This window comes from Streptomyces sp. JLYT201 (genome assembly GCF_059448825.1).
The window spans coordinates 553,540-577,441 of sequence record NZ_CM182551.1; the positions used below are offsets into that span (position 1 = coordinate 553,540).

The 23,902-nt window shown below is 73.4% G+C and carries 28 protein-coding genes; 17 read left to right on the plus strand and 11 right to left on the minus strand.

The window, feature by feature from the left end; genetic code table 11:
- Positions 1–3 precede the first annotated feature (3 nt).
- On the minus strand, positions 4–399 hold the full coding sequence (locus AC5WAM_RS02230; RefSeq protein WP_495523485.1) for a RidA family protein: 396 nt from the start codon (positions 397–399) through the stop codon (positions 4–6).
- Positions 400–510: 111 nt separating this feature from the next.
- Between AC5WAM_RS02230 and AC5WAM_RS02235 the strand changes: the two genes are divergently transcribed.
- Both AC5WAM_RS02235 and AC5WAM_RS02240 read left to right on the plus strand, forming a co-directional pair.
- A complete protein-coding gene (locus AC5WAM_RS02235) occupies positions 511–1,323 on the plus strand; it encodes a helix-turn-helix transcriptional regulator (protein ID WP_495521336.1) in 813 nt (270 codons plus the stop codon).
- A gap of 109 nt (positions 1,324–1,432) precedes the next feature.
- Complete coding sequence (locus tag AC5WAM_RS02240; RefSeq protein WP_495521337.1) at positions 1,433–2,149, plus strand: HD domain-containing protein; 717 nt, start codon at positions 1,433–1,435, stop codon at positions 2,147–2,149.
- 42 nt (positions 2,150–2,191) lie between these two features.
- Here AC5WAM_RS02240 and AC5WAM_RS02245 read toward each other — a convergent pair whose 3' ends face one another.
- Positions 2,192–2,785 (minus strand): CGNR zinc finger domain-containing protein, encoded by a 594-nt coding sequence (locus AC5WAM_RS02245; protein ID WP_495523486.1) that lies wholly within the window; start codon positions 2,783–2,785, stop codon positions 2,192–2,194.
- Positions 2,786–2,889: 104 nt separating this feature from the next.
- On the opposite strand from AC5WAM_RS02245, the gene AC5WAM_RS02250 reads away from it, so the two are divergent.
- The 3 genes from AC5WAM_RS02250 (at position 2,890) to AC5WAM_RS02260 (ending at position 5,041) form a co-directional block, all read left to right on the plus strand.
- A complete protein-coding gene (locus AC5WAM_RS02250; RefSeq protein WP_495521338.1) occupies positions 2,890–4,104 on the plus strand; it encodes an MFS transporter in 1,215 nt (404 codons plus the stop codon).
- Positions 4,105–4,212: 108 nt separating this feature from the next.
- Positions 4,213–4,707 carry a hypothetical protein gene (locus AC5WAM_RS02255; protein ID WP_495521339.1) on the plus strand — a complete coding sequence of 165 codons (495 nt, stop codon included), beginning with the start codon at positions 4,213–4,215 and terminating at the stop codon, positions 4,705–4,707.
- Positions 4,708–4,825: 118 nt separating this feature from the next.
- A complete protein-coding gene (locus tag AC5WAM_RS02260) occupies positions 4,826–5,041 on the plus strand; it encodes a DUF5999 family protein (protein ID WP_172382540.1) in 216 nt (71 codons plus the stop codon).
- Positions 5,042–5,087: 46 nt separating this feature from the next.
- Here AC5WAM_RS02260 and AC5WAM_RS02265 read toward each other — a convergent pair whose 3' ends face one another.
- A complete protein-coding gene (locus AC5WAM_RS02265) occupies positions 5,088–5,705 on the minus strand; it encodes a TetR/AcrR family transcriptional regulator (RefSeq protein ID WP_366794573.1) in 618 nt (205 codons plus the stop codon).
- 110 nt (positions 5,706–5,815) lie between these two features.
- On the opposite strand from AC5WAM_RS02265, the gene AC5WAM_RS02270 reads away from it, so the two are divergent.
- The 5 genes from AC5WAM_RS02270 (at position 5,816) to AC5WAM_RS02290 (ending at position 9,976) form a co-directional block, all read left to right on the plus strand.
- Positions 5,816–7,312 (plus strand): cytochrome P450, encoded by a 1,497-nt coding sequence (locus AC5WAM_RS02270; protein WP_495521340.1) that lies wholly within the window; start codon positions 5,816–5,818, stop codon positions 7,310–7,312.
- Positions 7,313–7,392: 80 nt separating this feature from the next.
- A complete protein-coding gene (locus AC5WAM_RS02275; RefSeq protein ID WP_138965273.1) occupies positions 7,393–7,638 on the plus strand; it encodes a hypothetical protein in 246 nt (81 codons plus the stop codon).
- Positions 7,635–8,756: a glutathione S-transferase family protein gene (locus AC5WAM_RS02280; protein ID WP_495521341.1), complete on the plus strand. Its 1,122-nt coding sequence runs from the start codon at positions 7,635–7,637 to the stop codon at positions 8,754–8,756. The genes AC5WAM_RS02275 and AC5WAM_RS02280 overlap by 4 nt, the downstream gene beginning before the upstream one ends.
- A 476-nt stretch (positions 8,757–9,232) precedes the next feature.
- A complete protein-coding gene (gene rpmF / locus AC5WAM_RS02285; RefSeq protein WP_138965267.1) occupies positions 9,233–9,403 on the plus strand; it encodes a 50S ribosomal protein L32 in 171 nt (56 codons plus the stop codon).
- A 42-nt stretch (positions 9,404–9,445) separates the two neighbouring features.
- A complete protein-coding gene (locus tag AC5WAM_RS02290) occupies positions 9,446–9,976 on the plus strand; it encodes a GNAT family N-acetyltransferase (RefSeq protein ID WP_495521342.1) in 531 nt (176 codons plus the stop codon).
- Positions 9,977–10,034: 58 nt separating this feature from the next.
- On the opposite strand, the gene AC5WAM_RS02295 is transcribed toward AC5WAM_RS02290, so the two are convergent.
- Both AC5WAM_RS02295 and AC5WAM_RS02300 read right to left on the minus strand, forming a co-directional pair.
- The gene (locus AC5WAM_RS02295; RefSeq protein ID WP_366794569.1) at positions 10,035–10,280 is read right to left on the minus strand and encodes a hypothetical protein; all 246 of its coding nucleotides are present in this window, start codon (positions 10,278–10,280) and stop codon (positions 10,035–10,037) included.
- A 19-nt stretch (positions 10,281–10,299) separates the two neighbouring features.
- A complete protein-coding gene (locus tag AC5WAM_RS02300; protein WP_495523487.1) occupies positions 10,300–10,986 on the minus strand; it encodes a TNT domain-containing protein in 687 nt (228 codons plus the stop codon).
- A gap of 490 nt (positions 10,987–11,476) precedes the next feature.
- Here AC5WAM_RS02300 and AC5WAM_RS02305 point away from each other — a divergent pair, with 490 nt between their 5' ends.
- Entirely contained in the window at positions 11,477–12,403 is a 927-nt protein-coding gene (locus AC5WAM_RS02305) for an NADP-dependent oxidoreductase (RefSeq protein WP_495521343.1), read from the plus strand.
- Between the two features lie 56 nt (positions 12,404–12,459).
- The gene (locus tag AC5WAM_RS02310) at positions 12,460–13,395 is read left to right on the plus strand and encodes an AraC family transcriptional regulator (RefSeq protein WP_366794567.1); all 936 of its coding nucleotides are present in this window, start codon (positions 12,460–12,462) and stop codon (positions 13,393–13,395) included.
- On the opposite strand, the gene AC5WAM_RS02315 is transcribed toward AC5WAM_RS02310, so the two are convergent.
- Positions 13,365–14,639 carry a DUF418 domain-containing protein gene (locus AC5WAM_RS02315; protein WP_495521344.1) on the minus strand — a complete coding sequence of 425 codons (1,275 nt, stop codon included), beginning with the start codon at positions 14,637–14,639 and terminating at the stop codon, positions 13,365–13,367. The genes AC5WAM_RS02310 and AC5WAM_RS02315 overlap by 31 nt on opposite strands.
- 190 nt (positions 14,640–14,829) lie before the next feature.
- On the opposite strand from AC5WAM_RS02315, the gene AC5WAM_RS02320 reads away from it, so the two are divergent.
- The 4 genes from AC5WAM_RS02320 (at position 14,830) to AC5WAM_RS02335 (ending at position 18,784) form a co-directional block, all read left to right on the plus strand.
- Positions 14,830–15,486: a GNAT family N-acetyltransferase gene (locus tag AC5WAM_RS02320; protein ID WP_495521345.1), complete on the plus strand. Its 657-nt coding sequence runs from the start codon at positions 14,830–14,832 to the stop codon at positions 15,484–15,486.
- Positions 15,483–16,427: a PaaX family transcriptional regulator C-terminal domain-containing protein gene (locus AC5WAM_RS02325; RefSeq protein ID WP_495521346.1), complete on the plus strand. Its 945-nt coding sequence runs from the start codon at positions 15,483–15,485 to the stop codon at positions 16,425–16,427. Before AC5WAM_RS02320 ends, AC5WAM_RS02325 begins: the two co-directional genes overlap by 4 nt.
- A gap of 159 nt (positions 16,428–16,586) precedes the next feature.
- On the plus strand, positions 16,587–17,729 hold the full coding sequence (locus AC5WAM_RS02330; protein ID WP_366794563.1) for a lactonase family protein: 1,143 nt from the start codon (positions 16,587–16,589) through the stop codon (positions 17,727–17,729).
- Between the two features lie 95 nt (positions 17,730–17,824).
- Entirely contained in the window at positions 17,825–18,784 is a 960-nt protein-coding gene (locus AC5WAM_RS02335; protein ID WP_495521347.1) for a 2-dehydropantoate 2-reductase, read from the plus strand.
- 104 nt (positions 18,785–18,888) lie between these two features.
- Here AC5WAM_RS02335 and AC5WAM_RS02340 read toward each other — a convergent pair whose 3' ends face one another.
- The 5 genes from AC5WAM_RS02340 to AC5WAM_RS02360 form a co-directional block, all read right to left on the minus strand.
- On the minus strand, positions 18,889–19,482 hold the full coding sequence (locus AC5WAM_RS02340; protein WP_249402087.1) for an isochorismatase family protein: 594 nt from the start codon (positions 19,480–19,482) through the stop codon (positions 18,889–18,891).
- Between the two features lie 158 nt (positions 19,483–19,640).
- Positions 19,641–20,357 carry a DUF2470 domain-containing protein gene (locus AC5WAM_RS02345; protein ID WP_366794561.1) on the minus strand — a complete coding sequence of 239 codons (717 nt, stop codon included), beginning with the start codon at positions 20,355–20,357 and terminating at the stop codon, positions 19,641–19,643.
- Positions 20,358–20,625: 268 nt separating this feature from the next.
- Positions 20,626–21,045: a GNAT family N-acetyltransferase gene (locus tag AC5WAM_RS02350; protein WP_495521348.1), complete on the minus strand. Its 420-nt coding sequence runs from the start codon at positions 21,043–21,045 to the stop codon at positions 20,626–20,628.
- Positions 21,046–21,121: 76 nt separating this feature from the next.
- Entirely contained in the window at positions 21,122–21,769 is a 648-nt protein-coding gene (locus tag AC5WAM_RS02355) for an MBL fold metallo-hydrolase (RefSeq protein WP_495521349.1), read from the minus strand.
- Positions 21,769–22,854, minus strand: coding sequence for an S-(hydroxymethyl)mycothiol dehydrogenase (locus AC5WAM_RS02360; RefSeq protein WP_366794558.1), 1,086 nt, complete (start codon positions 22,852–22,854; stop codon positions 21,769–21,771). The genes AC5WAM_RS02355 and AC5WAM_RS02360 overlap by 1 nt, the downstream gene beginning before the upstream one ends.
- A 110-nt stretch (positions 22,855–22,964) precedes the next feature.
- Here AC5WAM_RS02360 and AC5WAM_RS02365 point away from each other — a divergent pair, with 110 nt between their 5' ends.
- A complete protein-coding gene (locus tag AC5WAM_RS02365) occupies positions 22,965–23,789 on the plus strand; it encodes an ABC transporter permease (RefSeq protein WP_495521350.1) in 825 nt (274 codons plus the stop codon).
- The last annotated feature ends 113 nt before the right edge of the window (positions 23,790–23,902 follow it).

A 23,902-nucleotide genomic window follows, 5' to 3' on the forward strand; every position in this document is an offset into this window, starting at 1 on the left:
CGTTCACGCGACGGCGGTTCCCTCCAGCTCGACCAGCCGGCCGGGAACGGCCAGCCGCGTCACTTCGAGCATCGTGGTCGTGGGCGCCACCCCGGCGGCGCCACGGCGGGCCGCCAGGACGCCGTAGTGCTGGAGGAGCAGATCGACGTCCGTCGTGTAGACGTTGAGCCGGGCCAGGTCCGGCAGGGCCATGTCGGCCTGGCCGAGCACGGCCTCCACGTTGTCGGTGCTCAGCGCCAGCTGCGCCGCCATGTCCCCGTCGTGCTGGGGCTTGCCGTCCCCATTCATCGCGGTCTGCCCCGAGAAGTACAGGGTGCGGGTGTGTCCGGAGACGACCTCTCCCTGGTTGAACCCCATCTCCACCGACCACGTCACCGGATTGACCGCCGTTCGCTGCACCGTCACATCAGCTCCATTCGACTCACAGGGAGTACGTACGTCCATCGGCTCGGCGACCGCCGACCGGACGTCGCCTCGCGTCCACGAGCCTGCCGACACATCACGACACCCTTGGTGCTGCCGGGTTTCCGGACCGAGCTCACCGGGCTGAACCACGACGAGGCCCTCGCCCTGCTGACCGCCGGACCGGTCCGCGGCGAGCAGGTGTTCGGCCTCGGCTCCGCGCTCGCTTCGGCCATGCAGAAGGTGGTCGACGCGCTGCCCGAGAGCCACCGGGACTCCGCCGGTGACACGGCCCGGCGGTTCCTCGTCGCCCCGGAGACCGGTCTGCTCTCCCGCAGGCTCGGCACCGAGGAGGTGCCCCGCGGCACGATGGCCGAGGTCCGACGCGCGGTGCTCGCCGGGCACAAGCTGCGCATCCACTACGCGGCCACGGGGCAGCCGCCGCGCTGGCGCACGGTGGACCCGATCGGCCTGGTCACCGGGCGCGACCGGGCCTATCTCCTCGCCACGAGGTCCGGAGGGGACCGCACCTACCGCCTCGCGCGGGTCCTGGCCGCCGAGGAGCTGCCCGAACCGGTACAGCGGCCGCCCCGGGTCCACCTGGACCGCGTCTGGCAGGAGCGGTCCGCGCGGTTCCGCTCCGGCGGCGACCACCTCACCGTGCTGGTCCGGGTGAACCCGGCCCGGCGGGAAGAGCTCCTGGACACCGCGCTTGCCGTCCGCGCGGAAGAGCCCCACACAGACGACTGGCTGCGCCTGGAGGTGACCTCCCAGGACTCCCGCCACGCCGAATGGGCCCTGTGGCAGCTCGGCATGGACGCGGAAGCCCTGGCTCCGCCGCCGCTGCGCACCGCCCTGCACGCCCGCGCGAGCGCGCTGGCCGCACGTTACGGAGGCTCGCCCTCCGCAAGGGCTCAGTAGGCGGAGCAACAGAGCGCCCCGGCCCGTCGGGGTGCTCGGCGCACCCATGGCCGGATAGGTGGGCTTCTCGTCATTGCTGACGTCTCAGGCCCGTTGAAGAATTTCCGGCATGACGACACAGCAGAGCACGCAAGCAGCGGCAGAGCACGTTCCGGGCGACAGCACCGGCACGGAGTTCGCGGAATTCGGCCTTCCTGAGAGCGAGTTGGCACGAGAGGCACTGCGGTACACACGGGGCGTCGCGTCGCCGATGCTGTTCCACCACAGCATCCGCACCTATCTGTACGGCCGCTGCGCCGGCGAGGCGCGCGGGGTGGTCCCCGGGCGTGACTACGACGACGAGCTGCTCTTCCTCGGGTGCATGCTCCATGACCTCGGCCTCACCGAGGAGGGCAACGGCGAGCAGCGGTTCGAGGTCGACGGCGCGGACCTGGCCGCCGAGTTCCTCACCGGGCAGGGGGTGTCGCCGGAGCGCGTGGACGTCGTGTGGGACGCGATCGCCCTGCACACGTCCGAGGGCATCGTTTCCCGCAAGCGTCCCGAGATCGCGCTGGTGAGCGCCGGAGCCCGGCTGGACGTCGCGGGCAGCGCCGGTGATCTGCCGCCGGGGTACGCGGACCGTGTGCACGCCGCGCTCCCCCGTCTGCACACGGCCGCGGCCCTGCGCGACGCGATCGTCGCCCAGGCCCTCCTCACACCGGGCAAGGCACCGCTCTTCAGCCTGCCCGGCGCTCTCGTACGCGAGCGGACGGGAGTCGCGCGGCCCACGTGGGAGCAGCTCACACAGGCGCCGGGCTGGAACGACTTCGCGGGGTACGGGGGTTAGCCCCGGCCGACCGGCAGGGCCACACCCTCCGGAGGGGCGGCCTCACACCGCGCCCGCGGCCTTCGTCCGGCGGTGGCTCGCCACGCGCTCCCGCGTGGCGCACCGGCGCGAGCAGTAACGGCGGTCCGCTCCGCCGCCGATCGCGACGTACACGTGCGTACAGCGCGGTGACGCGCACACGCCGCCCGGAGGGCGCTGGCGGTCCCACACGAGCACGGCCAGGGCCATGCAGGACGAGGCGAGGAGCCACTCCGCCCAGGGCGCCTCGTCGTCGCTGTCCAGGTGCGGGTGCCAGGGTGAGCCGCCGCCGTGCGCGGTGAGGCGGAGCGGGCCGCAGCGCTCGGCGAGGATCCGGTTCAGACGGTGCGCGGCGGTGTCGACATCGGGCGCGGCGAAGACGTCGTGCAGGGACGCGGCGGCGGAGCGCATCGCCCGCACGTCATCGGCGGACAGGTCGAGCGGGCCGCTCTCGCCGTACTCGCGCAGCACGGCCTCGACCGCCGCCATCTCCGCCTCCGTCGGCGCGTCCGGCGCCGTGCCGAGGGCGTTGACGAGCGCGGCGGTGCGCCGGGCCGTGCGGAACACGGAGTGCCGGGTCGACCAGTCGTCGTGCGCGTCGCCGTCCGCGTCGTCCATGTCGCCTCCGCCGTCCGTACCGCCCGTGCTGTCCCTTGAAGGTTCCACACCCTCGAATGTAACGCCCTTCCTTAAGAATTACGTTACTGCGTAACGTGCCCATCATGTTCAGGCGTTACAGACTTTCCTTCTATTTGGCGGGCGCCGCGAGCGCCCGTACCGGTGACGAGATGTCGGGGCCCGCCCTGCTGCTCGTCGGGCTCGCCGTGACCGGGTCCGCTTCCGACGCGTCCGCGCTGCTTGCCGGGATCACGTTGTCGGCGGCGGTGGGCGGCCCGGTCATCGGGGCCATGCTGGACCGGGCGGCGCGGCCGGGGCGGCTGCTCGCGGGGGCGCTCGGCGCGTACGCGGCGACGCTCCTCGTGGTCCTGACGAGCCTGGGGCGGATCCCCTTGCCCGTCGTGGTGGCCACCGCCGCGCTCGGCGGGCTGCTCGGCCCCGCGCTCGCCGGTGGCTGGACCGCCCAGCTTCCGTACGTGGCCGCCCCGGACGGTCTGCCGCGCGCCACCGCCCTCGACGCCCTCACCTACAATTTCGCCGCCCTGACCGGACCGGCCCTGGCGGGGCTCGTGGCCCTGCTGGCCGGGGCGCCGACGGGCGTCGTCGCCTCCCTCGCGCTCATCCTGCTGGCGCTGCCCGCGGCATGGAGCCTGCCCGGCCGCGCCGCGGCAACCGGGGGCGGCACCGCGCCGTCGATCGTCGCCGACCTGGCCTCCGGGTTCGTCGCCATCGCCAGCACCCGTCCGCTCGCCCGCGCGACGCTGACGTCCGTCGTGTCGTACGTCGGTGTGGGCGTGCTCGTCGTCTGTACTCCCCTGCTCGGCGCCGAGGCGTTCGGTTCGTCCCACTCCGGCACGGTCCTGCTGACCCTCCTGGCCGCGGCGTCGCTCGCCGCCAACGCCCTGCTGGCGAAGCGGCCGGGGCTGCTGCGGCCCGACGTCACCGTGCTGGTGAGCACGCTGGTCCTCGCCATCGCGTTCGCCCTCGCCGCGACGGCAGCGCCGGTGCCGCTCATCGCCGCGATGGTCATCGCGGGGGTCGCCGAAGGCCCGCAGCTCACGGCCCTGTTCGCGGTCCGGCACCGCGAGGCCCCGGAACGGCTGCGCGGCCAGATCTTCACCACCGGCGCCAGCCTGAAGATCACCGGTTACGCGCTCGGCGCGGGCGTCGGCGGACCGCTCGCCACCTGGTCCCTGCCCGGCGCCCTGCTCGTGGCCGCGGGCTGCGAACTCCTCGCGGCGGTGGGCTACATGGCCTGTACCGCACCCTCGCGTCGACGGCTTCCCTTCTCATGGAGGAGAGCCCGTGCGGGCTCGTGACCAGGAGTACGTCACCCGGACGCGCAGCCGTCATACCTCGGCAACCCGCACGTGTCGCCGTAACGTCCGCATCGCCCTTCACTGCCGCCCCACCCGGAAAGGCCCCCGATGTCCCCCAGAGTGGCGAGCGACGCCGTGGTGCTCCAGGACTACGACCAACACGGCCGGGTGTGGGCGCTGGCCCGGGCCACGGGGCTGCTCGCGCCCGCGTCCGGGCGCTGTCACGGGTTCCTCCACCTCGACGGCGGGTCCGGCGGCGCGGGTGACCTGCCCGTGGCCGCCGCCCTGTACGCCGAGGAGCCGGACCCGGCGGTCCTGTGGCTGCAGTACGGGCCCCGGCGCTGGGACTGCGCCACGGTGACCGTACGGCAGGCGTGCGAGGCGGACGGGCACCGCCTGTTCACGGTCTTCGGGCCGCGCGGGCCGGAGCTCGAACTGCGGTACCCGGCACCGGACCCGGGCCCCGCCGACCCCGCGGACGACTGGATCGCCACGGTCGCCGACGACTTCTTCCTGTGGGTCGCCGAGCGCCTCGGCGACGACACGGAGGGCGCACGGCGCGCACTGCTGGAGCACTTCGGGGCGGGCTTCTCACCCACGTGACTCAACATGCCCTAGTAAGCCCCCGGAGCGATGAATCCGTGAGCGAGCAGGAGTCATTACACGTACTAGAGGGTGCCACTCCAAGCGGCACCGACGTACAGCGACCCGGAGGTGTGCCATGTGCGCCCATCAGCCGCCGTGCCCGTCAGCGCAGGGTTCCGACCGGGACGCCGCGCTGGTCGTCAGCGCCCACCCCGAACAGGGCTGGAGCCTGCTGTGCAACGGCACGATCGTCTTCGACGACACCGGCGAGATCCTGCCGGACGGACGCGTGGTGCCGCCGCTGCGCCCGCTCGCACCCCCGCCGCCTCCGACCCTGGCGATAGCGGCCTGAGCCGCGCGCGGCCGCCGGACCCCACCGACGGATCACGGACCGCCGATCAGGGCAGGATCGCGCCGAGCAGCGCCCGCGCGCACAGGTCCCGCACCTGGTCGCGGCCCAACTCCCCGCTGTCGAGCGCATCGAGCCACTCCAGGCACACGGCGACCATGAAGGCCAGCCAGCCGCGGACGGCGAGGCGCACGGCGGGCAGGTCCTCGCCCAGGTGCGCGGTCCCGGGGTCGGCGGCGAGGGCCGCGAGGATCTGCCGCTCCTGGGCGGCGAGGCCCTCGCGGTAGACCTCGCGCACCACCGGGTCCCCGGCCGCCTCCGCGCTGTGGAAGGCCCGGAAGCCCTGCGCGTGCTGCTCGACGTAGGCGAGGAACGCATCGAGGCCGGAGCTGATCTGCTCCCGGAACGGCAGGCCCGGCTCGGCGGCCGTCAGGCCCAGCATGCGCGCGCTCTCCCGCCGCACGACGGCGGCGAAGAAGTCCCGCTTGGTCGGGAAGTAGTGGTAGAGCAGCCCGCGCGAGACGCCCGCGATCTCGGCGACCTGCTCGATCCAGACCTCGTCGTAGGGATACCGCGCGAAGAGGCGCGCGCCCACCGTGAGCAGCTGTTCCTTGCGCTCCTCCGTGCTGAGTCTGCGGCGGGTGCGCTCCTGGGCGTTCGCGGCCATACGAGCACCTTACTTGACGTCGGTTCAACAGCGGGCGGAGACTGGCTCCGCCTATTGAATCCACGTACAAGAAGGCCGAACTCGGCTTGTTGACAAGGGAGATGGTGGTCGTGGCGCAGACGACGCGGCAGCCGGGCGATGCCACCGCGCTGCCCAAGGGGTTCCGCGGCGCCGAGCTCGGCTGGCCGCGGCTGCCCCGGATCCCGCATCCACCGCGCCGCGTGCCGCTGCTCGGGGACGTGCTCGGCATCGATCCGCGCACGCCCATACAGGACTCGATGCGGATCGGCGCCGACCTCGGGCCGATCTTCCGGCGCAAGGCCTTCGGCAAGGAGATCGTGTTCGTGTGGGGCGCGCGGCTCGCGGGCGAGCTGGCCGACGAGGCGCGGTTCGCCAAGCACGTCGGGCTCGGCGTCGCCAATCTGCGGCCGGTGGCGGGCGACGGCCTGTTCACCGCCTACAACCACGAACCCAACTGGCAGCTCGCGCACGACATCCTCGCCCCGGGCTTCAGCCGGGACGCCATGGCGGGCTACCACCCGCTGATGCTGGACGTGGCCGGGCAACTGATGGCCTGCTGGGACGCCGAAGCGGCGGCCGGGCGGGCCGTCGACGTGCCCGGTGACATGACCAAGCTGACACTGGAGACGATCGCCCGCACGGGCTTCGGGCACGACTTCGGCTCCTTCGAACGCACCCGGCCGCACCCCTTCGTGACCGCCATGGTCGGCACCCTTTCCTACGCCCAGCGCCGCAACGTGGTGCCGTCCGCGCTCGCGCCCGTACTGCTGCGCGGCGCCGAGCGGCGCAACGCAGCCGACATGGCGTACTTGAACCGGACGGTGGACGAGGTCGTGGCGGCCCGCCGCGCGGCGGACGCCTCGGGGGCCCGCGGGGATCTCCTGGACCGGATGCTGGAGGTCGCGCACCCGGAGACCGGCGAGCGCCTGTCGGCCGAGAACATCCGGCGTCAGGTCATCACGTTCCTGGTGGCCGGGCACGAGACGACGTCCGGCGCCCTATCGTTCGCCCTGCACTACCTGGCGCGCCACCCCGACGTGCTCGCCCGCGCGCGGGACGAGGTGGACCAGGTGTGGGGTGACGCGGCAGCACCGGCGTACGAGCAGGTCGCGAAGTTGCGGTACGTGCGCCGGGTGCTCGACGAGTCGCTGCGGCTGTGGCCGACGGCGCCCGCCTTCTCGCGGGAGGCGCGCGACGACACCGTGCTCGGTGGCGTGCATCCGATGCGCCGGGGCGCGTGGGCGGTCGTCCTTGCGGTGATGCTGCACCGGGACCCGGAGGTGTGGGGAGCGCGCCCGGAGGAGTTCGATCCGGAACGGTTCGCACCCGCCGCCGTGCGGGCGCGGCCCGCGCATGCCTTCAAGCCGTTCGGCACGGGCGCGCGTGCCTGCATCGGCCGTCAGTTCGCGCTGCACGAGGCGACGCTGGTGCTCGCGCTCCTGCTGCGCCGCTACGACCTGCTGGCGGAGCCCGACTACCGGCTGCGGGTCACCGAACGCCTCACGCTGATGCCCCGCGGGCTGCGGCTGCGGCTCACCCGCAGAGGGACTCCGGGGCCGTCGGACGCGTACGCGCCGGGTGCTTGAGGGGCAATTGTCAGACCCGTGCGCAAGAGTGGAGGTTGCACCTTCACACATTGGACCCGCGGGTTAAGGAGCCAAGCGACATGACCGGCACGACGTATCCCGAACTGGCCGCGGCCCAGGCCTGCTTGCGGCTGCTGCACACCGCGCGCGCCGCGCTGTCCGATCCCGTGACGCCCCAGACCGCGGCCCTCCTGGCCGTGCCGATCGCGGACGCCGACGAGGCCCTGCGCAGGGCGGGCCTCGCGGGCAACGAGGCGGCGTTGCTGAACCGCATCTACGACCTCGCGCCCCTGCCGGCCCCCGCACGTGCGGAGAGCGTACGGTGACCGGCGACGACAGCGGCCGGACCGAGGCGGCGAGCAGGTCCGGGCACCCCGGGGCGGAGGCAGACGAGGGCACCGACCGGTCCGGAGGGGCGACCGGCGGCGCGGACACGGCGAAGAGCAACGCCGCGTACGGCAAGAAGCCCTTCAAGCGCTCCAAGAGCCACTTCGCCGACCGGATCACGGCGGACGGCCGGGACGGCTGGCCGGTCGAGGCCGGGCGCTACCGCCTGGTGGTCAGTCTCGCCTGCCCGTGGGCCAGCCGCGCGCTCGTCTCCCGTCGCCTGCTCGGCCTGGAGGACGCGCTGTCCCTCGCGGTCGTCGACCCCATCCAGGACGACCGGAGCTGGCGCTTCACCCTGGACCCCGACGGCCGCGACCCAGTGCTCGGCATCCGCTATCTGAGCGAGGCGTACGACGCGCGGGAGACCGGCTATCCGGGCGGCGTGAGCGTGCCCGCCCTGGTGGACACGGACAGCGGCAAGCTGGTCACGAACGACTACCAGCAGCTGACCCTCGACCTGGCCACGGAGTGGCGGGACCTGCACCGGCCGGGCGCGCCCGACCTGTATCCGCAGCCGCTGCGGGACGAGATCGACGACGTCATGGACGGCATCTACCGCGACGTCAACAACGGCGTGTACCGCGCGGGGTTCGCCTCCAGCCAGAGCGAGTACGAGGCCGCGTGCCGGGACGTCTTCCACCGCCTGGAGGAGACCTCGCGGCGGCTCGCGCACCGCCGCTATCTGGTCGGCGACACCCTCACGGAAGCCGACATCCGCCTGTTCACGACCCTGGTGCGCTTCGACGCCGTGTACCACGGCCACTTCAAGTGCAACCGCTGGAAGCTGACCGAGGACCCGGTGCTGTGGGCGTACGCCCGCGACCTCTACCAGACCCCCGGTTTCGGCGACACCGTCGACTTCGACCACATCAAGCGGCACTACTACGAGGTGCACACCGGCATCAACCCGACGGGCATCGTGCCGCTCGGGCCGGATCTCGGCGGGTGGCTGACACCGCATCACCGCGAGCAGCTCGGCGGGCGCCCGTTCGGCGACGGGACGGCACCGGGACCGGTGCCGCAGGGCGAGGAGGTGTCGGCGGCCGGGCGGCCGTGACGGCGAGCGGCCGGAGCGGCCACCGTCCCGGGGCGGCCGGGCGCGGGCTCGCCCTCGGGCCCGCGCGTTGTCGGGTCCGCCCGACGGCAGGCACGCCCGATGGCAGGCGCGCCTGATGCGCTCGGCGGCCTTGAGGCACGGCCCGCCCCGCGACGTCCTCCGTCGCCATCACGCGGGTGGCGGCCTGCGCCGCAGCCGCGTGCGTGCGTGCCTCGCGACCAGCACGGGCGAGGGCGTCGGCACAGCGCTCCGCGGTGAGCTTCTTGAACGGGACGGGGACGGGCTTCCTCGGCTCGATGTGAGACCGCGCCTTCAGTTGACGACACGTCACTCTCACCCTCAGGTTTAGGGTGAGGTTGAGGGTTGGCGGGGTGGTGTGCGGCGGCGTTCGCGCGGGCGGCTTGCCGTTTTGTTAATGGAATCCATTTTCATGTACGGTCGAGGTGTCCGCTCCCCCCATCCCCAGGAGGTTCACCATGGCCGTCCCCAAGCGGAAGATGTCCCGCAGCAACACGCGTCACCGCCGCGCCCAGTGGAAGGCCAGCACCGCTCAGCTGGTCCCGGTCACGGTCGACGGCGTCACCGTTCACGTGCCGCAGCGCCTGGTCAAGGCGTACGAGCGCGGGCTCGTTCCCGTCGAGCGCTGACCCGGCGGGTTCCCTCCCCCGGCGCTGAGGGATCATGCCGGAATGACTGACCACTTGCCCGAACCGGCGACCGCCGTGCGGCTCGCGGAGTACACGCCCGCCGACCAGAACGAGATCCTGGGCGACGGCCCCGACCCCTTCGGCGTCGCGGACACCGGCCTCACCTGGCTCCCCAAGGAGGAGCACTTCGGTGTCCGCCTCGACGGCCGTCTGGTGGCCCACACCGGTCTGCTGCGGCTGCCCATAGCGATAGGCGACACCACGACCGAGGTCGTGGGCGTCGGCGGCGTGGCCGTCGCGCCGGACGTGCGCGGACGCGGTCTCGCCCGCACCGTCGTGACCGCCGCCCTGGACCACGCCCGCACGATGGGGCCGCACCACGGGCTGCTCTTCTGCCGCCCCCCGCTCGTCGCGCTCTACGAGCGCCTCGGCTGGCGCGCGCTCGACCAGGACGTGCACGTCGAACAGGCCGACGGGCCCGTGGTGATGCCGCTGCGCACCATGTGGACGCCGCTGCGGGACGGAGCGGAGTGGTCCGCGGGAGAGGTCCGGCTCCTGTCGTTCCCCATGTGACCGAGGCGGATTCCGCACACGGCCGAGACAGGCCCCCGTGGCCCTGGCGCCGCTCATCTCAGGTCAGGAGCCGCAGCATCCGTCGGCACGCCTCGGCCTCGGCCAGGCCCCGTGCCAGCGGACGCCACTCCCCTCTCTCGTACGTTCCGAGCTCCCACGCCCCTTGTCCGTCAGCGCGCAGATACGCGAAGTCGGGGGGCGTGGGCGCCGGTTCGTGGACGCCCTCGATCCAGTAGTAGCCGTCGGCCACACCGGCGGCGCGCAACGCGGACCGCAGGGCGGACCGCGGTGCGTGGACGTCCACTGTGCGCGCCTGCTCGCCGTCAGGCCTTGGCGGGCTTCAGGTAGTCGTGGTCGAGAAGCCACTTCACGTTCAGGCGCTGCCCCTCGCCCGGGTTGAGGAAGGCGGGGTCGAGCTTGATCTGCTCGCCGCCGCCGGGCTGCTCGAACCAGGGGGCTATCCCGCCCTGCCATACGTCGAACGGCTTGGCCACCTTGTACACGCGATAGTCGCAGGCGTACGCGGCGTCGCGGGTGTTCAGGTTCTGCGGCGGCAGGGCGCGCTCCGCGTAGGAGTCGCCCGCGGGCGCGAGGAAGGAGCCGTACTCGGAGCCGAAGCGGTCCAGGCGCTCGCCCGCCTCCAGGGTCTCGCGGTGCTTGTCGACCTGGCCGTTGACCGTCTCGAAGCCGTCGTTCGGCGGGTACTTCCAGCTACCGGTGTCCGCCGGACCCTCCCAGTACTTCTTCAGGAACGCGGACGGAGTGAGCTTTCCGGTGCGCTTCCAGCCCTTGAGGAGCGGGCCGACCGGCCGCTGCCCCTTCTTCGGCAGCCACTGGGGGCCGAGGCGCGCGTCGTCCTGGAAGGTGCCGGTGCACGGCTCGTGCGGCGCGCCGGCCGACGTCGGCGTCTTCGGCGCCGGAGCCGCGCTCGCGGCGGGGGCCGCCGCCACGGCCGTCGCGAGCGTGGCTGTCACTCCCATCGCGGCCAGGGTCGTACGGATCCGGATCACACGGCTGTGGTCCACTCAGTGGCTCCTCGTCTGCGCTGATGGCTGTTCCCGCACCGCGGTGCGGGAACAAAGGTTCACCCGCACAGGAGACCCATCCGCAGCTCCGAGGGGTCGACTGACCGATATGACATGCCTGGTGACGGCTATTCGGCCAAAACGCATCGGGGCCGGGTCCGGTCGGCGTACGCGCGCCGACGAGCAGGGCCCGGCCGAGCCGGCGGAACGCGGCCCCCGGGCGGGTCGGCGCCGCCCACAGCGGAGCGCTGGCAGCGGCGCCGGGCGGGCACGAACCCGTGCGCCCCACCGGGGAGTCGGCAAGGTCGGTCGGAAGCGTTACGGAGTCCTCCGCACAAGACGACAGGACATCTTTGAGAGCGCGCAGGATATTCATCGGATCGTTCGATCTTCCTAGGGTTGAGCACATCAACAGGCCGGGCGGGGCTGCGGATCACCTCCGCGGCCCGTGCCCCCAGCAGGAGGAGAAACCGACATGCGCGCTGTTATCCAGAAGTCCTTCGGCGGTCCCGAGGTCCTGGAGACCGTGGAGACCGAACGCCCCGCTCCGCTCGGTGGCGAGGTGCTCGTCCGGGTGCACGCCAGCAGCGTGAACCCGGTGGACGTGGCGGTCCGGGCGGGCTTCTACCCGCTGCTCGGCGAGCCGCCGTACGGCGTGGGCTGGGACATCTCCGGCGTCGTGGAGGAGGCGGCCCCGGGCGCCCGGTTCAAGCCCGGTGACGAGGTGTTCGGCATGCCGTTCTTCCCGCGCGCGGCGACCGCGTACGCGGACTACGTCGCCGTGCCCTCGCGCCAGGTGGCCCGCAAGCCCGCCTCCCTCGACCACGTGCACGCGGCCTCGGTGCCGCTCGCCGGGCTCACCGCGTGGCAGGGCCTCGTCGACGCGGCGCGGCTCACCGAGGGCCAGCGCGTGCTGGTCCACCGCGCCGCGGGCGGCGTCGGGCACTTCGCGGTACAGATCGCGAAGGCGCGCGGGGCGCATGTGACCGCCCTGGCGAGCGCCCCCAAGCACGACTTCGTGCGCGGCCTGGGCGCCGACGAGGTCATCGACTACCGCACCACCGACTACACGGAGGTCGTCAAGGACCTCGACGTGGTCTTCGACTCCTCGTCCGACGGCACGCGTTCACTGTCGGTGCTGCGCCCCGGCGGGACCCTGGTGAGCATCATGGAGCACGGGAACCAGGAGCTGGCCACGGCCGTCGAGGAAGCGGGCCGCCGTTTCGCGGGCGTCTCCGTGGAGCCGGACTACGCGTCCCTGGAGGGGATCGCCCAGCTCATCGACGCCGGGCGGATACGGCCGCACGTCTCCGCGACGTTCGACCTCACCGAAGCGGCGAAGGCCCACGAGCTGGTGGGGTCGGGCCGCACGCAGGGCAAGGTGGTGTTGACCGTCGCTTGATCAACGGGCCGTATCGTGGGCAGCCCGATCGTGGACGACGACGAAGGGGCGGGGCGTTGGACATCCTGACCGAGGCGCTGAGCTCGATGCGGACCGGGCATCCCACATCCGTGCGCACCGAGGGGCGCGCCCCCTGGGGCCTGCGCCTCCCCTCCGTGGCGGGTGCCGGGTTCCACGTGGTGCTGCACGGCACGTGCTGGCTGATCCCCGTGGGCGCGCCCCACTTGGCGCCGATCGCCCTCAGCCCGGGCGACGTGGTCTTCCTGCGGGACGGCACCGCGCACGTCCTCGCCGACCACCCCTCGACCCCGGCGGAGGAGGAGCGGGCGGAGCAGTTCAGCCCGGGCTCGCCCATCGGCACGGTCTCGCTCGGCGGCGAAGGGCCGCGCACCAGTCTGCTGTGCGGCAACTACCACTTGGACCAGGGACGGCCGCACCCGCTGGTGGGCCAGCTGCCCGAGGTCGTCCACCTGTCCACCGGGCACGGCCGCCACCCCGAGCTGAGCACCGCCGTCCAGCTCCTCGGCACCGAGCTGGAGCACCCGCGCATCGGCTCGGCCGGGATCGTCCCCGCCCTGATCGACTCGCTCCTGCTCTACATCCTGCGGGCCTGGCTGGAGGAGCAGCCGCCCTCGGCCGCCAAGGGCTGGGCCGCCGCGCTCAGCGACTCCGCGGTCGCCCCGGCCCTCACCGCGATCCACGCGGACCCGGCCAACCAGTGGACCGTCGAGTCGCTGGCCGACCGCGCGGGCCTGTCCCGCGCGGCGTTCGCCCGCCGCTTCGCGACGCTGGTCGGCGAGCCGCCGATGGCGTACGTGACGCGTTGGCGGATGACGACCGCCGCCCAGCTCCTGCGGGAGTCCGAGGTCCCCCTCACCACGGTCGCCGCCCGCACCGGCTACGGCTCGGAGTACGCCTTCGCCAAGGCCTTCAAGCGCGAGTACGGGCAGGCCCCCGGCGGCTACCGGCGCCGTTCGCGCGCCGCGGCGTGAGCGGCCCTCCGCCTGCGTGAGCGGCGCCCCGGCGCCCGGGTGTCCTTGCGCCACCCGGGCCGGGCGAGGTGGGTCGCCGCCCGCAGCAGCCATTCGACCGGCCCGTACGGATGGCCGCGCAGCCACCAGCGGCAGGCGGCGGCCTGCACGGCGAACAGGGCGAGGGCCACGGCCGTGACGCCCAGCGGGGACACGCGGCCGACGAGGGCGGCGCCGTAGCCGGTGAACAGCAGGGCGCAGACGAGGGATTGCGTGAGGTAGTTCGTCAGGGACATCCGCCCTGCGGGGGCCAGCACGGCGCTCACCGCCCGGCCCCGCGGGGACCGCACCACGCGCAGCACCGTCGCGGCATAGGCGGCCGCCAGGAGCGGGGCAGTGATCACGTCGACGCCCAGGGCGAGCACCTGGTACGCGGTCCCGGGGTGCGCGAGGCTCGCGTGGGCGTACACCACCCCACCGGCCAGGCCGACCGGGAAGCCCACGGCCTGGAGCCGCCGCAGGAGGCGCTGGTGGCGGTCGAGGTCGGCCAGGCCCTGGCGTCGGCCCGCGGCCAGGCCGAGGAGGAAGGCCGCCAGGGCCGCGGGCGCCTGGAAGAAGACGAGCAGGAACACCACGTCGGGCAGCTCGTCCAGGTGCGCGCCGACGACCGAGGCCGGACCGGAGCGCAGCGCCGCCGTGGCCTCGTCGGCGTCGGCGGCGGCCGCCGCCAGGTCGGGGCCCAGATCGGCCGCGTGGGCGACGAGCGCGAGCAGCGCGTACCCCGCCGCCGTGAGCGCGAACAGCGCGACGGCGACGCGCACGGCGGTGCGCGGCCGCACCCGGCGCAGGCACAGCAGGACCAGTCCGAGCACCGCGTACGTGGTGAGGATGTCGCCGGGGAACAGCAGTACCGCGTGCAGGACCCCGAGCACGAACAGGCCGGCCAGGCGCCGCAGGAAGCGCGGGGCGAAGCGGGCCCCGGCGCGCTCCGCCGAGCTGAGCTGCAAGGTGAAGCCGTAGCCGAAGAGGAACGAGAACAGCAGGAAGAACTTGGCCTCGAACAGCACCGCGGTCACGGAGCGGACCGCCGTGTCGAGCGGCGCGCCGAAGGCGGGGTCCTCCACTCCGGAGCCGTGGTGGGCGGAGGCCAGGTAGTGGATGTTGACCAGCAGGATGCCCAGGAGCGCGAAGCCGCGCAGGGCGTCGACGTCGGTGAGGCGCTCCCGAGCGGTGACGGCCGGGCGGCGAACGATCGTCTCGGTCACGCCCCCTCCCCCTTCGGCCGCTTCCGCCCCTGCTGCTCCCCGGATGCCCCGCGTGGATGCGTGCGCATGCCCTACCCCCATTTAACTATCGCTTCGAAAACTCTCGTAGAGAGAATGAACGTAATACAATCGATCGCACAAGGGGGCTCTCCGGGTGCGGGGCCCTTCCCGGCGACAGGGGGCGGTACCGATGAGCGCGACGAACCACGGACCCATCGCGACCACCGGCGGGGAGATCGAGGTGCGGCGCGGCGTCCCCGCAGGCGCGGAGGAGCAGGTCGCCGCGCTCTATTGGGAGGCCTTCGGACGGAAGCTGGGGGCGGGCCTCGGCCCGCCCGAGGCCGGACGGGCCTTCCTCGCCCGCCATCTCCACCGCGACCGGGGCGTCGTGGCGGTGCGCGGGAACCGGGTGGTCGCGGTCGCCGGGTTCCAGCTGGACGGGCGCGCGCTGACCGGCGGGGGCGCGCGCGACGTCCTGTCCGCCTACGGTCCGCTCCGCGGTCTGCCGAGGCTCGCGGTGCTCGCCCTGTTCGAGCGCAGGTCCGCCGCCGGGGAGCTGGTCATGGACGGCATCGCCGTGGCCGCCGACGAGCGCGGTCACGGCATCGGCAGCCTGCTGCTGCGGGAGGTCGCCGCCATAGCGGCCGAGGCGGGCTGCCGCCGCGTCCGCCTGGACGTCATCGACGTCAACCCGCGGGCGCGCGCCCTCTACGAACGGCACGGCTTCACGGCGACCCGGACCCAGCGCACGCCGTATCTGCGCCGTCTGATGGGCTTCGACGCGGTGACCACCATGCACCGCGCGGTCACGACCGCGGATTCGGCAGCAGCCCAGGAGGAACGATGAGCACCACCGCACGCGAGGGCACCGGCGCAGCGCAGGCCGCGGCCGCACCGGCCGGCCGGCCGGAGATCCCGACGCGCCTGCTGGTCCACGCCCTCGTGCGCGAGGACGGCACCGTCGACGCGGGCGAGCTGTACACGGTCGCGAACGTCCTCGGCATGAGCGACCAGCAGGTCCGGCTGTGCGTCAAACGACTCGTCGCCGAGGGCCGGTTCACGCACGAAGGCCGGGGGCGCAAGGCGGTGCTGCGCGCCGTCGCCGACGTCACCGGCTCCCTCGCCCCGGACGCCGCGTTCGTGCGGCACGCGTACCGCCAGGACCGGGGGCTCGCTCCCTGGGACGGCGTCTGGCACCTGTTCGCCTTCGCCGTGCCCGAGTCGAGCCGCGCCGCCCGCGACGCGCTGCGGGACACCCTCCTGCACCTCGGCGCCGCTCCTGTCCAGGGCGGCCTGTACGTGTGCGCCAACGCCGTCGAGGGCTTGGTGGAGGCCCAGGCGCGCCACCTCGGCGTGCTGTCCTCGGTCACCTTCCTCACCAGCACGGATCTCCGCATCGGCGAGCTGGAGGCGCCTCGCGAGCTGGCCGCGGCCCTGTGGCCGCTGCCGGAGATCGCCGACCGCCACGACCGGCTCGCGGCCTACGCGGAGTCCTGCCTCGCGGAGTTGGCCGGCTCGCCGGAGCCGACGAGCGTCGAGCAGCTCATCCTGGCCGTCACCCTCGCCGCCGCGTTCTCCACGGCCATGAAGCCGGACCCGCTGCTTCCCCCCGAGCTGCTGCCCGAGCCCTGGCCGGGCGCCCGGGCCAGGGCCCTCACCGCGCGCTGCTGGGAGCGCCTCCAGCACACGACGCGGTCGGCCGGGGATTCCCAGCGGCCCTCCCCGCGCCTGTTCCGGCTGTACGCGGATGCGTTGGCAAATGTGCAGGGGTCGGACGGCGAAGGCTGACGGCGCTGCTCAGAAGAGGGCGCCGGGCATCGATCACCGTCCCTCTTGCCCGTTGCACATGATGCAACTCATGTTTCGACTATTGCCTGTTCAACGGACCAGGGTCCAAGGTGGCTGCCACATCGCCACTACCGTCACTTCTGACACACGAGGTGCAGCATGGACAGACGCCGGTTCATCGCTACGACACTCGCCGCGGCCGCCGCCGGGGCCGTCACCACCACGTCCGCCGGAGCCGCGCCCCTCCCCAGCAGCGGGAGCGGCGGGCGCCCCCTCTTCCTCGGCACCTACACCTCCGAGCCGGGCGGCGGCTCCGGCATCGGCCTGGCCACGTACGACGACACGACGGGCCGCATCACCGGCGCGGGGACGCTCACCGGGGTCCTGGACCCGTCCTACCTGGTGGCGCACCCCTCGGGGCGGACGCTGTACTGCGTCAACGAGCGGTCGCCGGGCGGCGTGACCGCCGTCGCGCTCTCCCCCGACGGCGCCCACCGGGTGCTCGGCACCCGCGACACCGGGGGCGACGGCCCCTGCCACCTGTCCGTGCACCCGAGCGGCCGCTGGCTGCTCAGCGCCAACTACTCCTCCGGCAGCGTGGCCGTGCACCCCGTCGAGGACTCCGGCGCGCTCGGCGAGCGCACCGGCCTCGTCAAGCACACCGAGCCGCAGCCCGGCCCCGGGCAGCAGGGCCCGCACGCCCACCAGGTCGTGACGTCCCCGGACGGCCGCCACGTCCTGGCCGTCGACCTCGGGACCGACACCGTGTACACGTACCGCCTCGACACGGAAGCGGGCACGCTGCGCCCGGTCACCCGGGTCACGCTGCGGGCGGGCGCGGGACCCCGGCACCTCGCGTTCCACCCCTCGGGGCGCTTCGCGTACGTGGCCAACGAGCTCGACAACACGGTCGTGGTCTGTGCCTACGACCCCACGACCGGGCGCCTGACACCCGGTGAGCCGCAGTCCACGGGCACGCCGTCCGGCCTCACGAACTATCCGGCGCAGCCGCTCGTGACCCGCGACGGCTGCTTCGCGTACGTCGCCAACCGGGGGCACAACTCCCTGGCGCGGTACGCCGTCGAGCAGAGCGGGGCCCGGCTCCGCCTCCTCGGCACGACGCCCGCGGGCGGGGACTTCCCCCGGCACCTCGCCTTCTCCCCCACGCAGCGGCTGCTGTTCGCCAGCAACCAGCGCTCCGGCTCGGTGAGCGTCTTCCGCGTCGACGCGGGCACGGGGGAACTCACCCCGACCGGCGAGCCGTTCGCGGCACCCATGGCGGTGTGCGCGCTGCCCCTGTGAAGGGGCACGTGCCCGCCCCGCGGCCCCGGCATAGGGTGGCCTGATCCGGGCCGTGGCCGCCCGGTGTGACGACCGGCGATACAAGGGGGTTCTCCATGGCGGGGAAGGCAGCAGCCGAGCAGGTGCGCGTCGCGGTGATCGGCACCGGCGGGATCGGCGGGTACTTCGGCGGGCGGCTCGCCGCCGCCGGGCACGACGTGCGCTTCGTGGCGCGGGGCGCCCATCTGGAGGCCCTGAGGCGCGACGGCCTGCGCGTGGACAGCACGGCCGGGGGCTTCGCGGTGGCGCCGGTGCGCGCGACCGACGACACCCGCGACATCGGCGAGGTCGACTACGCCCTGCTGTGCGTCAAGACCTGGCAACTGCCCTCCGCCATCGCCGCGTTGAAGCCGCTCGTCGGCTCCGACACGGCCGTCGTGACGTTCCAGAACGGTGTGGAGGCCCCCGAGCAGGTGGCCGAGGAGGTCGGTCGCGGTGCGGTCCTGCCGGGCACCGCGAAGATCATCGCGCATCTCGACGGGCCGGGGCGCGTGCGCCATGTGGGCGGGCCCGCGGCGCTGGCGTTCGCGGAGTGGGACAACAGCGCGTCCGCGCGTGTGACGCGCCTGGTGTCCGCGCTCACGGGCGCGTCCGTGGCCGCCGCCGCGCCGGACGACATCTGGGCGGAGCTGTGGGCCAAGTTCCTGTTCGTGGTGCCGTTCGGCGGGCTCGGCACGGTGACGGACGCGCCGTTCGGCGTGCTGCGCTCACGGCCCGGGACGCGGCGGCTGCTGGTCGAGGGCATGACCGAGATCCAGCGGTTGGCCGCGGCCCACGGCGTGCCGCTGCCGGAGGACGTCGTGCCGAGGACGCTGGACTTCATCGACCAGCAGCCCGCCGAGGGCACCTCGTCGCTCCAGCGCGACATCCTGTCCGGCCGTCCGTCCGAACTGGACGCCTGGAACGGCTCGGTGGTCCGGCTCGGCGAGCGCACCGGGACGCCCACTCCGGTCAACCGTTATCTGTACGAGGTGGCCGGGGTCCTCGTGGCGCGGGCGGGTTCGACCGGGAAGTGACGCGCGCCGCCCCGTCGCGGCGCACGCTGCCCTCCCGCTCGTCGTACGGGCGGGAGGACAGCCCTTCGTACGGGCGGGCGGACAGCCCTTCGCACGGGTGCGTCTCAGGACGCGGTGAAGCTCACCTCGTCGGCGCTCGGCACGACCTCGACCTCGTCGCCGAGGGCCCACTCGGCGACGCGCGACACCGTCGCCGCCGGCACGGCGTCGCTGATGCCCTCGGCCGCCGGGATGTCGTACGTCCCGTGGGCGTCGTGCGGCATGACCACGCGGAAGTCCAGGTCGAGCGCGGTGCGCGCGGTGGCGCTGACGCACATCTCCGACATGACGCCGCAGATGGCCAGCGAGGTGACGCCTTCCTCGCGCAGCAGTTCCTCCAGTTCGGTCTCCTCGAAGCCGTCGTCGTACTCCTTGCGGATCACGACCTCGCCGCGGTCGGCGTCCACGGGCAGGTGGAGCCGCCAGCCGGGCGTGCCGGGCTCGTCGGTGGCGCCTTCCGGGCCGTCGTTCTGCAACTGGACGACGAGGGCGTCGGCCGCACGGGCCTTGGCGATGAGCTGTTCGGTGCGCTGGAGCACACGCTCGACGTGCGGGATGGCGTCGTCGCCGGAGACGAAGGCGGACTGCATGTCGACGACGATCAGGGCCTGAACCGGTTCCACCGGATCGTTGGGCAAAGACTTACTCTGCGCGCTCATGGTGCCCATCATGCCTGGATCACTCCGGCGAACGGTAACCGACCCCGGCACGGCGCGACCTCATCTCCCCCGCAGCGAACAGCGGTTCGGCCACCGACGGCCCCCAGGGCTCCGACGACGCTCAGGACCCCGGCGGCCCTCCAGGACTCCGGCGCCCCTCAGGACTCCGGCGGCGCCGGGCGCAGCGCGGGGCGGCGCAGCAAGCGCGCCTTCGTGAGCAGGGCGTGCATCCGCTCGGTGACCTGACCCAGGTCCTCGACGGGGGCGTGGAAGGGCAGGCGCACGTCGGCCTGGCTGCTGACGCGTTCGAGGCGCAGGGTGAGGCCGTAGCGGTCGACGGCCACCGGTTTGACGTTCACGACGCCGCTCAGGCTCTCCGCGGCGATGAGCCGGGTGAGCTGCTCGACGGCGTCGGGGTGGGCGTCCGCGAGATGGGTGAGCAGCCGGGACTCGGCGTGGGCGAGCGGGTCGGGGTCGGTGAGCGCGAACTCTTCGAGGTCGATGCCGGTGCGGCCGTGGGTGTCGTGCAGGACGACGGTGGTCGGTTCGAAGAGGAGTTCGTCGTGGGTGGCCGTGAGCGACCCCGAGAGCCACAGCCTGCTGCGCACCCGGTCGCGCACCGGCACCGGCGAGACGTCCGCGAACTCCACGAGGGTGGACGGCGCGCCGCGCGGCGCGCAGATGAGGGCGGCCGCGAGGGCGCTGTCCTCCGGCGGATCGAGGCGTACGGCGCCCCGCTCGGTGACGCTGTGGGCGCCGAGGAGTTCGTCCCTGCCGATCTCCGTGGTCACCGCGCAGGACCAGGCGGTGGCGAGCACGGAGCGGGCGCGCGCCGCTGCCGCGGGCATGGTCGTGCTGATGTGTCGGACACCCATCCTCAACCTCCATTAGGTAAGCCTTGCCTAACTTATCGGAGATCGAGGAGCGCTGCCAGCACGCGTGACCTGCGGCGCGCCGCCCTCACGGGATCGGCACGGTTTCCCCCGACACCAGATCCGGCGCCGCTCCCCGCCGACCCGGCGGCACACCCCGCCGGGCCCGGCAGTACACCCCGTCGGCCCCGGCAGTACACCCCGCCGGGCCCGGCGGTACACCCCCTTCGGATTCGGCCCCGCGTCCCGCCGGATCCAGTGCCACATCCCGTCAGGTCCAGCGGTGCATCCCGATGGAGACGGGCGCCGTGTCGCGGAAGCCGAACTTCTCGTACAGGAAGCGCGCGTCGCCGTCCGCGATGAGGGAGACGTACGCCCCCTCGGGCGCGCGGCGCTCCAGTTCGCCGACGAGCGCGGCCATGATCTGCTTGCCCAGGCCCTGCCCCTGGTGCGCGGGCAGGACGGCCATGTCGACGATCTGGAAGACGCACCCGCCGTCACCGACGACCCGGCCCATGCCGACCGGCTCGTCCCGGGCGTACACGGTGACCGCGTGCCAGGTGTGGGGCAGTCCGGCCACGGCCTGCTCGACCGTGCGGGGGCTGAGTCCGGAGGCGGCGCGCAGATGGAGGTAGGTCTCGACGGAGGGCGTCTCGGCGCGCACGACGTAAGGGTCAGTATCTGTGTTCACCTGCTACAGATTAGCAGCGTGGAAAAGCCACCTGCGGGGATGTCCGCAGGTGGCTTGAGTGAAGGGGTCCGTGCGCTCAGTGGCCGCGCGCGATCCACTCCTCCACGTGGCCGGACTCCGCGCCGATCGTCGTGGTGTCGCCGTGGCCGGTGCGCACCACCGTCTCCGGGGGCAGCGTCAGCAGCCGCTCACGGATCGACTCGACGATCGTCGGGAAGTCGCTGAAGGACCGGCCGGTGGCGCCCGGACCGCCCGCGAACAGCGTGTCCCCGGTGAACACCGTGCCCAGTCCCGGCGCGTAGAGGCTCACAGCGCCCCGGCAGTGGCCGGGGGTGTGCAGGACCGTCAGGGTCGTCCCCGCGACGTCCAGTTCCTGGCGGTCGGCCAGCTCGCCGTCCGGCGCCCGGTCCGGGTGGGTCAGCTTCCACAGCTCCAGGTCGTCCGGGTGCAGCAGGACGGGCGCGCCGGTGCGCTCGGCGAGCGCGGGGGCGGCGTCGACGTGGTCGTCGTGGGCGTGGGTGCACACGATGGCGACGACGCGCCGGTCGCCCACGGCGTCGGCGATGGCGTCGGCGTCGTGCGCGGCGTCGATGACCAGCACCTCGCGGTCGTCACCGACGATCCAGACGTTGTTGTCCACGTCCCACGTGCCGCCGTCGAGGGAGAACGTGCCGGAGGTGACGAGGTGTTCGACGCGGACGGGGCCCGCGGTCGCGGGGGCCATCAGAAGACCACCACCGAGCGCAGCACGTCGCCGTGGTGCATCCGCTCGAAGGCCTTCTCCACCTCGTCCAGCGCGATCGTCTCGGTCACGAACGCGTCGAGGTCGAGCCGCCCCTGCCGGTAGAGGTCGATGAGCATGGGGAAGTCCCGCGAGGGCAGGCAGTCGCCGTACCAGCTCGACTTGAGCGCGCCGCCGCGCCCGAAGACGTCGAGCAGCGGCAGGTCGATGCGCATGTCCGGGGTCGGCACGCCCACCAGGACGACCGTGCCCGCGAGGTCACGGGCGTAGAAGGCCTGCTCGTACGTCTCCGGGCGGCCGACGGCGTCGATGACGACGTCGGCGCCGAAGCCGCCGGTCAGCTCCCGGACCGCTTCGACCGGGTCGGCCGAGCGGGAGTTGACCGTGTCGGTCGCGCCGAGGCCGCGGGCGGTCTCCAGCTTCCTGTCGTCGATGTCGACCGCGATGATCTTCGCGGCTCCGGCGAGCCGGGCCCCGACGACCGCCGCGTTGCCGACGCCGCCACAGCCGATGACGGCCACCGAGTCGCCGCGGGTCACCCCGCCGGTGTTGATGGCCGCGCCGAGCCCGGCCATCACGCCGCAGCCGAGCAGGCCCGCGGCGGCCGGGGACGCGGCCGGGTCGACCTTGGTGCACTGCCCGGCCGCGACGAGGGTCTTCTCCGCGAACGCGCCGATGCCGAGCGCGGGCGAGAGCTCGGTGCCGTCGGCGAGGGTCATCTTCTGCCGCGCGTTGTGCGTGTTGAAGCAGTACTGGGAGCGGCCCCGCTGACAGGCGCGGCACTGGCCGCACACGGCGCGCCAGTTGAGGATCACGAAGTCGCCCGGCGCGACCTCGGTGACGCCCTCGCCCACCGACTCCACGACGCCCGCCGCCTCATGACCGAGCAGGAACGGGAAGTCGTCGTTGATGCCGCCTTCGCGATAGTGCAGGTCGGTGTGGCAGACCCCGCACGCCTGGACCTTCACCACGGCCTCCCCGGGCCCCGGATCCGGCACGGTGATCGTCTCGATCCGTACCGGCTCGCCCTTCGCGCGTGCGATCACGCCCCGCACTTGCTGCGCCATGACTGGTCGCCCTTCTGTCGCTGCGTACGTCCGTCCGGCGCATTCGGCCCACCCTGGGGCGAACGCGTCGGTAGGAAGGAGCCTACGGCCCCCGCGCCTAGGGTGGGTCCGTGCGTGTACTCGCTGCTCAGACGCTGCTGCCCGCCAATGCGACCCTCGGTGTCGTCCTGCTGGTCCTGCTCCTGGCGGCGGCCGCGGTGGCGGCGGTGTTCCGGCTCTCGCCGGACGGGTCGCGCGGCCGGGCCCGGGAGATCGCCGTGGCCGGTGCGCGGGCGACGGCCCAACTGGCCGCGGTCTCTTTGCTCATCGGCTGGGTGGTCCACCACGTGGCGGCCCTGTTCGCGTTCCTGCTGCTCATGCTCGCCGTGGCCACGCGCACGGCGGGGCGCCGCATCACCCCGAACGGCACCTGGTGGCGGGCGGCCGTGCCCCTGGCGACGCCCGTCGTGCCGGTCGTCTGCGTGCTCACGCTGACCGGGCTCGTCCCGGTGCGGGGCATCGCCATGATCCCGGTCACGGGCATCCTCATCGGCGGCGCGCTCACGGCGACGGTGCTCGCCGGGCGCCGCGCCCTGGACGAACTTCACACCCGCTTCGGCGAGTTCGAGGCGGGCCTCGCCCTCGGCCTGCTGCCGCACGACGCCCGCCTGGAGGTCTGCCGCCCGGCGGCGTCCGACGCCCTGCTGCCCGGGCTCGACCAGACCCGCACGGTCGGCCTGGTCACGCTTCCCGGCGCGTTCGTCGGCATGCTGCTCGGCGGCGCCACACCCGTGCAGGCGGGCGCGGTGCAGCTGTTCGTCCTCATCGCCCTCATGGCGGTGCAGGCCATCGCCACGGCCGTCACCGTCGAGCTGGTCGCCCGCGGCAGGCTGCACCGCGACGAGCCGCCGCGGGAGGCCCGGCCGGGCACGGCGCCCGGCACGGCCGGACCTTAGCCCGGGATGGACACCTCGCGGGCCCGGCCCGCGAGGACCTCCGGGCTGCCGGCGCGCTCGCGGCGGTCTTGGAGGTCCCCTCTCGTGGTGCCCCCTCTCGTGATGACCGGTCA